This is a genomic window from Rathayibacter sp. AY2B5 (assembly GCF_002931645.1).
Taxonomy (GTDB): domain Bacteria; phylum Actinomycetota; class Actinomycetes; order Actinomycetales; family Microbacteriaceae; genus Rathayibacter.
In genome coordinates this window covers 50221-60139 of the sequence record NZ_PSUE01000023.1, presented here as the reverse complement: position 1 = coordinate 60139, position 9919 = coordinate 50221, and the positions used below count along the sequence as shown (strand labels likewise).

The window sequence follows — 9919 nt, the reverse complement described above, 5'->3', positions numbered from 1 at the left end:
CCGCCGGCCCCCGCCGACGGCTCCGGCCCTGCCGCGCCCGTCGCCCCGCAGGCGCCCTCCGAGAGCACCGCTCCCGACACCGAGGACGCCCCCACCGGAAGCTGACACCCGACCATCCGCCCCGCTTGCGCGGGGGAACGCCGACGGCCCGGAGGACACTGTCCCCCGGGCCGTCGGCGTCCGTCAGCGCGCGTCGCGGCGGCGGCGCGTCACTCCGAGCGCGAGCGCTCCGCCGGCGAGCAGGGCGAAGGCCGCCGCGGCGGTCCAGCCCGTCTCGACGCCGGTGCTCGCGAGTCCCGAGCCGGTCCGCGGAGGAACGGCGCCGGCCGGAGCGGGAGCCGGCGTGCGGGTCGGCTCGGCCGTGGGCTGCGCGGTCGGCGCCATGGTCGGCTCAGCCGTCGGCGCCACCGTCGGCTCGACGGTCGGCCCAACAGTCGGTCCCGGAGTCGGCACCGTCCCCGTCCCGAACACGGACTCCGCGGAGCCGAGCGACGCGAGCACCGTCTCGCCGTTCGCGTCGTCCACGCCGTCGTTGTCGGTCACCGCGAACACCTCGCCGGAGCCGGTGATGCCGAGGCCCTCGAGCTTCTCCTGTGTCCAGCCGTTCCCGGCCTGCAGCGCGGGCAGCACGTCGACCGCGAGGGTCTTCTCGAGCATCGGCAGCGTCTCGCCGACCGCCGCGCCGGCCTCCGTCGGCAGCGGCACCGTGTACACGGCCTTCAGCGCGGCGTCCGGCCCGTTGAGCTTGTCGCGCTCGATCACCGCGAGCGTGCCCGCGGGGGTCAGCGTGATCTCCGAGAGCCCGTTCCAGTCGCCGTCCGCCCCGGACACGGCCTCCAGCGGGTAGCCGAAGAAGCTCCAGCTGTCGGCGGCGACGTCGTAGCGCCCGATCCGGACCACTCCGTCGGCGTCGATCGAGGCCTCGCGCTGCAGCGCCGTCCAGACGATCTCACCGGCGGCACTGTCCTCGACGGTCACTCCCTCGAAGCCCTGCTTGCCCAGCGCTGAGGCGAGCTCCGCGGGCAGGGCGATCCGCTCGGTCACCGCGGCATCCGCGTCGAGTCGCAGGAGCGCGTTGCCGTCGCCTCTCCCGCCCTCCGTCACGGCCCAGAAGCCGCCGTCGACGCGGGCGGCGATCCCCTCCAGATCCAGAGCGGCGGGCTCGCCGCCCTCGGTCACCGTGAGCGTCGAGTCGAGCAGCGCCGGCGAGACGGAGGTGTCGATCGAGTGGAGGGTGCTCGGCGCGTAGGCGCTGTCGCTCACCGCGTACAGGCGGTCGGGCGCGGCCGGGTCGGTCGAGAGGCCCGAGAGCGCGCCCCAGGGCAGCGGCGATCCGTCGACGTCGGCCGACAGCACGGTCGGGAACGCGGGGGCGGAGGCGCCGAGCGCGTAGAGCTGCACACTCGCGCGGACGGCGGCCTCGGCGTCGTCGGTCTCGCTCGAGACGACCAGCAGGTCGCGCTCGGGCAGGGCGAGCAGCCCCTCCGGGCCGGGCGTCGACGGCAGCGCCTGCACGAAGCGCGGCGCGGTCGGCTCCGACACGTCGTAGACGGCCACGAAGTTCGCCCGCTCGGCGCCGACGAACACGTAGGGGACGCCGTCGAAGGTGGCCGAGAGCAGGCCCTCGGGCTCGGAGCCCTTCGCGTCGGAGCGCTTGTCCGGGTAGAGCCCGAGGCGCACCGCGAGGTGGTCGAACGAGTTCCCGGCGTCCCACTGCACGGCCCCGGTCGCGGTGTCGAGGATCGACCAGCCGCGCGTGCCGCCCTTCCAGTCGCCCTCGTTCGCGATCGCGACGTGGTCGTCGCCGACCCAGCCGATCGCGTCGGGCTCGCGCGGGACGTCGGTGATCGAGCCGGTCAGCGAGATCGAGTCGTCGTCGAGCGTGTCGATGCCGCTGACGGAGGCGGTGCCCGCGGTGTACGAGGCGGTGACGGAGCGGGTGGCCAGGTCGACGATCGCGACGGCGTTGTTCTCCTGCAGCGTCACGGCGACGGCCGTGTCGGCCGGGTTGATCGAGACGTACTCGGGCTCCGGGTCCGACGGGGTGTCGAGGCCGGCGAGACCGGTGAGGTCGACGTGCTCCGGCACCCAGGCGGAGGGGTCGCCCGCGAGGTCCATCACCACGAGCTCCCCGGCGGGCGCCTGCGGGAGGTCGCCCTCCTCGCCGCCCTCGGGGGCGAGGTCCTCGTCGCGCTGGTTCTCGATCGCGATGACCGCGGTCGAGCCGTCGGTGGTGACGTCGATGGAGTCGGGCTGGCCGCCGAGCTCGATGCTCGCGACGGGCGCGAGGTCGTCGGCGTGCAGCACGCTGACGTGGCCGGAGGGGTTCGCGAAGTCGCCGTCGCTCGTGTCGACCACCGCGAGGACGTACTCGCCGGTCGCGTAGACCGAGGTCGGCTCGCCGCCCACGCCGACGCCGCCGCGCGGCTCGGGGGCGTCGGGGTCCGAGATGTCGAGGACGTTGATGCGCTGCCCGGCGGAGTCCGTCGAGTAGACCAGGCAGCCGTCGGGCGACGCGCTCGAGATCTCGGCGACGGCGGAGTCGGCGGACGGGTCGGCCGCGTTGAGGTAGGCCGGCACCGTGGCGATGCGGGTGAAGAAGGAGTCGCCCGCGGCGGAGGCGGGCAGGGCCGCGGCTCCGAGGGTGCAGCCGGCGAGGGTGACGGTGAGGGCGAGGGCGGCGGTGCGGGTGCGGGTGCGGGTGTGACGAGAGGACACGGGTCTCCTGAGCGGCTTCGAAGGAACCCGCCCACGCTGGCCGCCCCCGGTGAACGCACCGCCGCCCGCAGGTGTCCGCCCGGCGAACGCGCGGTGGCGGAGCCGCGACCGGGCGGGGGTCTCGAGACGCCGCGTGCCGCAGTCCGCCGCACGGACGCCTCGAGATCCGCCAGGCGGCGTGGTCAGCGCGCGAGGCCCTCCGCGGCCGAGCCCCAGGAGCCGAGGGCCGCGCGGACTCGCTCGTCGCGCGCGAGCGTCAGCGCCTCCGCGTACCCCTCCTCCAGCACGTCGTCGAGCCGCACCCGCGCGCCCGTCTCGGAGGAGCGGACCGCCGCCTCCACCATCGCGAGGCTCCGCACGTTCGAGTGCACCTCGCCCGAGGGCACCGCCCCCGAGCCCAGCACCCGCACGAACTCCGCGAGCGAGCCCGCGATCTCCTCGGGCACGGGCTCGAGCGTGGCGGTCCGCACCGCCTCCGACTCGCGCGACTGCCACTCCGGAGCGCCGTCGCCGTCCCAGTGCGCGGTGCCGCCGGCCCCGTTCACGCGCCAGTCGCCGTTCCACGAGGTCTCGAGGCCGTCGGCGCACCAGCTGCCGGTGTAGCTGAAGCGCACTCCGCCGGCGAACTCGAACACGGCGCTCGCCGCGGCTCCGTCGGCGTACCAGCTCCAGCCCGGGTTGTACTCCTCGCAGTAGACCGCGACCGGGTCGCTGTCGAGCAGGTACCGCGCCGCGTCGAAGGCGTGGATCGCCATGTCGACCAGGAGCACGTGGTCCATCTCGTCGCGGAAGCCGCCGAAGCGGGGCGCCTTCGCGAAGTGCACGGAGGCGGTGCCCAGCTGCCCGAGCCCGGCGATCTGCTCGCGGAAGGCGGTGATCGCCGCGTAGTAGCGGCGCGACTGGCTGGTCATCAGGAGCCGGCCCGAGGCCTCGGCCGTCGCCGCGAGCACCAGCGCCTCGGCGATGGTCGGCGCGATCGGCTTCTCGGAGAGCACGGGCAGCCCGGCGAACAGCGCCTCCGAGCTGACGGGCAGGTGCGCCCGCGGCACGGTCACGTTGACCACGGCGTCGGCGCCGGAGCGCGCGGCGACCTCGGCGACGGAGGTGCCGACCGCGACCGGGCCGACCCCCTCCTCGTCCGCGGCAGCCGTGGCGAGGTCGACGTCGAGGTCGACCAGGCCGACGAGCTCGGCGTCCGGGGAGTCGCGGATGGTGCGGATCCAGGCGCGGCCCATCGCGCCGGCGCCGACCTGGACGAGGCGGACCGTCATCGGACGAGCGCTCCCTCGTAGTCCTGGCCGTTGTGGAAGTCCTCGGTCTCGTAGCGCTGCAGCACCGGGAGGCTGCGCTCGGGGCGCGAGGAGCGCACCCACTCGACGCCGTTCGCGATCACGCGGCGCACCTCGGCCTGGTGGTAGACGGGGTAGTCCTGGTCGCCGGGGGAGAAGAAGAAGATGCGCCCGTGGCCGCGCTTCCAGGTCATGCCGGAGCGGAAGACCTCGCCGCCCGTGAAGGTCGAGAGGAACACGAGCTCGTCGGGCGCAGGCACGTCGAAGAACTCGCCGTACATCTCCTGCCGGGGGATCACGAAGGGGTGCGGGATCCCCTGGGCGATGGGGTGCGTGGGATCGACGGTCCAGACCAGCTCGCGGTCCTGCTCCGAGCGCCAGCGCAGCGTGCAGGTGGTGCCCATGAGCTTGCCGAAGATCTTCGACCAGTGGCCGGAGTGCAGGACGACGAGGCCCATGCCCGAAAGGACGTGGCGCTGGACGCGCTCGACGATCTCGTCGGAGACGTCGCCGTGGGCCATGTGGCCCCACCAGACGAGCACGTCGGTGGCGTCGAGGACGTCCTCGGTGAGGCCGTGCTCGGGCTCGTCGAGCGTGGTGGTGGAGACGGAGGCGCGCTCGCCGAGGTTCTCGCGGATGCCGTCGGCGATCGTGCTGTGCATGCCGTCGGGGTAGATCGCGCGGACCTTCTCCTCGATCTGCTCATGGCGGTTCTCGCCCCAGACGAGGACGCGGACGGGGGAGGAGGGTGTGGTCACGGTGTTCCTTCTTCGACGGTGGAGACGGTGCGGCAGTGGGCGGCCCGACACGGGGTTAACCGCTTTACCGGCCCGACACGGGGTTAACCGCTTTACCGGCCGCGTCTCCTAGGATGCGGGAGACGTCCGCCCCACGTCAACCACGGCCGGGCGGCGCGAGCGGAGGAGGCGCGGTGGCCACGATGAGGGACGTCGCGCGCCTCGCGGGGGTCTCGATCGCGACGGTCTCGTTCGTGGTCAACGACACCAAGCCCGTCTCGCCCGAGACCCGCGAGCGGGTGCGGGCGGCGATGCACGAGCTCGGCTTCCGGCCGCACGCCCTGGCCCGCGCCCTCGCGCGGCGCCGCTCGGGGATCGTCGCGGTCGTCTATCCGCTCGTGTCGAGCCGGCCGCTCAACACCGCCACCTCGTTCCTGCTCGGAGCCGCCGAGGCCGCGGCGGAGCAGGACCACTCGATCGTCCTGTGGCCGACGGTCGGCGGCTCCGACCGCCTCGCCGACCTGCGCGCCGACGGCCTGATCGACGGCGTCGTGCTGATGCAGGTCACCAGCGAGGACGAGCGCGTGCCGGTCCTGCGGGACTCCGGCACGCCCTTCGCCCTCATCGGGCGCACCCGCGACCCGTCCGCCCTCGACTGGGTCGACATCGACTTCGAGGGGATGGTCGAGGAGGCGCTCGGCCGGCTCGCCGGCCTGGGGCACGCGCGGGTGGCGCTCGTGCTCGGCCCGGACCGCGACGCCGCGGCCGACTTCGGCCCCTATGCGCGCACCCAGGAGGCGTTCGCGCTCGCCTGCGCGGCCCGCGGCGTCGAGGGCGTGCTGCTGCGCTGCGAGGAGTCGCCCGCCGGTGGCCGCACCCTCGCCCGCTCGTTCGACCCCGCCTCCGCGACCGCCGTGGTGATCGTCAACGGGGGCGCCGCCGTCGGGTTCGCGCACGAGGTGCGGCACCGCGGGCTGCGCGTGCCCGAGGACCTCTCGATCGTCCTGCTCGCCTCCGACCCCGACGTCGCCGACCTGGCCGACCCGGCACTCGACCTGCTCGTCGCGCCCGGCCGCGAGCTCGGCCGCCGCGGAGTGGAGGCGCTGCTCGCCCGCCTCGCCGACCCGGCGGCGCCGCTCCTCCAGGAGCGCATCGGCGGCCCGTGGCGCCCCGGCGGCTCGGTCGCCCCTCCGCGCTGACGGCCGGCGCCCCGGGAAGCCCCGGGAGCGCGCGCTACGGCACGATCGAGTCGATGTAGCCGCCGTCGACGCGCACGGCGGCGCCCGTGGTGGCCGAGGCGAGCGGGGAGGCGAGGTACGCCACCATGTGGGCGATCTCCTCCGGCTCGATGAGGCGCTTCAGCAGCGACTGCGGCCGGTGCAGGCGCATGAACTCGCGCTGCGCCTCCTCCCACGGGAGCTCGCGGTCGACCAGCTCGTAGACGAAGTCCTCGACGCCGCTCGTGTGGGTCGGCCCGGCGAGCACGCTGTTCACCGTCACCCCGGTGCCGGCGGAGGCCTTGGCGAAGCCGCGCGAGACGCCCAGCAGTGCGGTCTTCGACACTCCGTAGTGGATCATCTCGGCGGGCGTGACGACGGCGGAGTCGCTGCCGATGTAGAGGACGCGGCCCCACTCGCGCTCCATCATCCCCGGGAGGTAGGCGCGGGTGAGGCGCACGCCGGTGAGCACGTTGACCTCGAAGTAGCGGCGCCACTCGTCGTCGTCGATGGAGAGCGCATCGGCGGAGCCGAAGATCCCGAGGTTGTTGACGAGCACGTCCACCTCCGCGGCCGCGCGCAGGAGGGAGGCCGTGCCCTTCTCCGTCGACACGTCGGCCGCGACTCCGCGCACCCGCGCCTCCGGCACCGCCGCGCCGACGGCCTCGATCGCCCGGCGGATCGACCGCTCGGAGCGGGCGTTCACGATCACCTCGGCGCCCGCCTCCGCGAGGGTGGTCGCGATGGCCAGCCCGATGCCCTGCCCCGACCCCGTGACGAGGGCCGTGCGCCCGGTGAGATCCAACCCGATCATGCTGCTCCGCTCCGCGCCGCCGCCCGCCGGCCGCGCTCGGGGTCGAGCATGCCACCGAGCCCTGACATCCGGCCCACTCCCGGCTGAGGACGCCCGCGGGTCGCCGCGGCGTCGCTCGGAACGGCGGAGACCGTTGCCAACCGGACACTCGTGCGTTACGGTCTAACCAATCGGCAATACGTATTACCCGCGGGTAGTAGGCCGATGACCCAGACTGTCGACGAGGACGAGGCGGACGCGTGACCCCGATGCAAGCAGATGTCGCCGTGATCGGCGGCGGACTCGGAGGAGTGGCCGCGGCGATCGCCCTCGCCCGCAACGGCCTCTCGGTCGTGCTGACCGAGCAGTACCCGTGGCTGGGCGGTCAGCTCACCTCGCAGGGCGTCCCGCCGGACGAGCACACCTGGGTCGAGCAGTTCGGCGTCACCGCCGACTACCGGCGCCTCCGCGACGGCATCCGCGGCTACTACCGCCGCAACTACCCCCTCACCGCCGAGGCGATGCGCGACGACCGCCTGAACCCCGGCCGCGGACTCGTGAGCCGGCTCTGCGCTGAGCCCCGAGTGGCCGTCGCCGTGCTCGACGAGATGCTCGCCCCCTACCGCTCGAGCGGAGCGATCCGCGTCGTCACCGGCGTCGTCCCCTTCGCCGTCGACGGCGGCCCGGGCCGGATCGAGCGCGTCCTGCTGCGCGACCCGGTCTCGGGCGAGGAGCTCGCCGTCTCCGGACGGTACGTGGTCGACGCGACCGAGACGGGGGAGCTGCTCCCCCTCGCGGAGGTCGACTACGTCACGGGGTCCGAGTCGCGCGACGAGCACGGCGAGCCCAGCGCTCCCGCCGTCGCCGACCCGATGAACGTGCAGGCCGTCACCTGGTGCTTCGGCTTCGACAGCGCGGACGGCGACCACACCATCGAGCGCCCGGCCGACTACGACTACTGGCACGAGTACGAGGTGCCGTTCTGGGGCGGGAAGCTCCTCTCCTTCACCGCGCCGAACCCGAGGACGCTGCGCCCCGAGACCCGCACGATGCACGTGAACGCCGTGGGCGACACCCGCACCGCGGACCAGCGCGCGCAGGGCGGGGACACCGACCTCTGGATGTTCCGCCGGATCCTCGCGACCGAGACCCTCCGACCGGGCGCGCTCGACAGCGACATCGTGCTCGCGAACTGGCCGATGCTCGACTACCTCGACAGCTCGATCCTCGACGTGCCGGAGCCGGAGAAGCACCTCGCCGGCGCCCGCGCGCTCTCGCTGTCGTACTTCTACTGGCTCCAGACCGAGGCGCCCCGGCCCGACGGCGGCCGCGGCTGGCCCGGGCTCCGGCTCCGCGGCGACGTGATGGGCACCGCCGACGGCCTCGCGCAGGCCCCCTACATCCGCGAGTCCCGCCGGATCCGCGCGCTCACCACCGTGCGCGAGCAGGACGTCTCCGTCGCCGCCCGCGGGACGGGGAGCCCTGCGCGCTTCGACGACTCCGTCGGCGTGGGCATGTACCGGATCGACCTGCACCCGACCACCGGAGGCGACAACTACCTCGACGTGGAGTGCTCGCCGTTCGAGATCCCGCTCGGCGCCCTCGTGCCGCGCACCCCGACGAACCTGCTGCCCGGGGGCAAGAACATCGGGACGACGCACATCACCAACGGCGCGTACCGCCTCCACCCCGTGGAGTGGAACATCGGCGAGGCCGTCGGCGAGCTGGCGGCCCTCGCCCTCGCCGAGGACCTGTCGCCCCACGAGATCGCCGCCGACCCCGCCCTCGTCGCCCGCCTGCAGGCGAGGCTCGAGTCGCGCGGCGTAGAGACCCACTGGCCCGACGTCGTCGGGTACTGACCGGGAACACCGAGAAGACCATTGGAGAAAGAGAGACGATGAGACCAGCGAAGAAGCTGATGGCCTCGCTCGCCGCAGTCGGAGTGATCGCCGCCCTCTCGGGCTGCGGCGCCGCCGGCGGCGGGGACGACTCAGCACCCGTCGCTCTGAGGATGTCCGTCTGGACCTCCGACGAGAAGCAGCTCGCCCTGTTCGACTCGATGGCCGACGAGTACATCGCCGACCACCCCGAGATCGAGTCCGTGACCTTCGAGTCCCTCCCGTTCGCGGACTACAACTCGACCCTGACCACGCAGGCCGCGGGCGGCAACGCCCCCGACCTCGCCTGGGTGGGCGACATCGCGAAGGACCTGATCGACGCCGGAGCGCTCGCTCCACTGACCGAGACCTTCGAGGGGACCGAGGGCTACGAGTACGACGACATCCTGCCCAGCGTGGCGCAGTCGTTCAGCCAGGACGGCGAGCTCTACGCGTACCCGTTCTCCAACTCGCCGTTCGCGCTGTACGTGAACCAGGACCTCATCGCGCAGGCCGGGCAGACCGTCGACCCCGCGACGCTCAGCTGGGAGGACGTCGACCGCATCGGCGCGGCCGTCAACGAGTCGACCGGCAAGGCCGGCTACATCATCCGCGACTTCGACTTCTCGGGCTGGCTGAGCCTCGCGAACCTCTGGGCGGGCTGGGGAGCCCAGCCGTGGAGCGACGACGGGACCCAGTGCACGATGGACTCGCCCGAGATGGTGGAGGCGTTCCAGTTCTTCCACGACTCGGTCTACGTCAGCGGCGCGACCCCCGGACCCGGCGTGACGGCGGACTTCTTCGCCGGCGACGCCGCGTTCACGACCGCGCAGGTCTCGCGCGCGAGCCTGCTCGACGGCTCGTTCCCGTTCGAGATCTACCCGCTGCCCGTCGGCCCCGCCGGCGAGTACGGCAACATCGGCCAGGCCGGCATGGCGGCGCTCGCGGGCGGCGACCACGTGGAGGAGGCGACCGGCTTCCTCTCGTTCATGACCAACCCGGAGAACTCCGCCAAGCTCGCGCAGTTCTTCCCGCCGCCCCGCGAGTCGCTGCTGTCCGGTGAGGAGCTGGCGAAGGTCAACACGCGCCTCAGCGCCGAGCAGCTCGACCGCGTCGTGGTCGACGAGCTCGCCGACGTGTCCGCCACCCCTCCGGTGACGAGCCCCGCCGAGATCACCTCGGTCGGCAAGACGGCGCTGGACCGCATGTGGTCGGCCGACGCCGACGTCGCCGAGGTGCTCGGAGGCGTCTGCGACGCCATCGCGCCCGTCCTCCAGGGGAAGTGATC

7 protein-coding genes are annotated in these 9919 nt (G+C 73.5%); 3 read left to right on the top strand and 4 right to left on the bottom strand.

The annotated features are described in order from the left end of the window. Positions 1 to 183: 183 nt before the first annotated feature. The 3 genes from C5C30_RS13680 to C5C30_RS13670 form a co-directional block, all read right to left on the bottom strand. The gene (locus C5C30_RS13680) at positions 184 to 2718 is read right to left on the bottom strand and encodes an esterase-like activity of phytase family protein (protein WP_104333956.1); all 2535 of its coding nucleotides are present in this window, start codon (positions 2716 to 2718) and stop codon (positions 184 to 186) included. A 182-nt stretch (positions 2719 to 2900) separates the two neighbouring features. After that, positions 2901 to 3989, bottom strand: a complete 1089-nt coding sequence (locus C5C30_RS13675; RefSeq protein ID WP_104333955.1) for a Gfo/Idh/MocA family protein — start codon at positions 3987 to 3989, stop codon at positions 2901 to 2903. Beyond that, the gene (locus C5C30_RS13670; RefSeq protein WP_104269604.1) at positions 3986 to 4765 is read right to left on the bottom strand and encodes a ThuA domain-containing protein; all 780 of its coding nucleotides are present in this window, start codon (positions 4763 to 4765) and stop codon (positions 3986 to 3988) included. Before C5C30_RS13670 ends, C5C30_RS13675 begins: the two co-directional genes overlap by 4 nt. Positions 4766 to 4947: 182 nt before the next feature. On the opposite strand from C5C30_RS13670, the gene C5C30_RS13665 reads away from it, so the two are divergent. Then, complete coding sequence (locus C5C30_RS13665; RefSeq protein ID WP_258063691.1) at positions 4948 to 5943, top strand: LacI family DNA-binding transcriptional regulator; 996 nt, start codon at positions 4948 to 4950, stop codon at positions 5941 to 5943. 34 nt (positions 5944 to 5977) lie between these two features. Here the strand turns inward: C5C30_RS13665 and C5C30_RS13660 are convergent, their stop codons facing one another. Next, positions 5978 to 6772, bottom strand: a complete 795-nt coding sequence (locus tag C5C30_RS13660) for an SDR family NAD(P)-dependent oxidoreductase (protein WP_104333957.1) — start codon at positions 6770 to 6772, stop codon at positions 5978 to 5980. A gap of 251 nt (positions 6773 to 7023) precedes the next feature. Here C5C30_RS13660 and C5C30_RS13655 point away from each other — a divergent pair, with 251 nt between their 5' ends. Both C5C30_RS13655 and C5C30_RS13650 read left to right on the top strand, forming a co-directional pair. Next, entirely contained in the window at positions 7024 to 8613 is a 1590-nt protein-coding gene (locus C5C30_RS13655) for an FAD-dependent oxidoreductase (RefSeq protein ID WP_104315513.1), read from the top strand. 38 nt (positions 8614 to 8651) lie between these two features. Continuing rightward, positions 8652 to 9917: a sugar ABC transporter substrate-binding protein gene (locus C5C30_RS13650; RefSeq protein WP_104224315.1), complete on the top strand. Its 1266-nt coding sequence runs from the start codon at positions 8652 to 8654 to the stop codon at positions 9915 to 9917. Positions 9918 to 9919 lie beyond the last annotated feature (2 nt).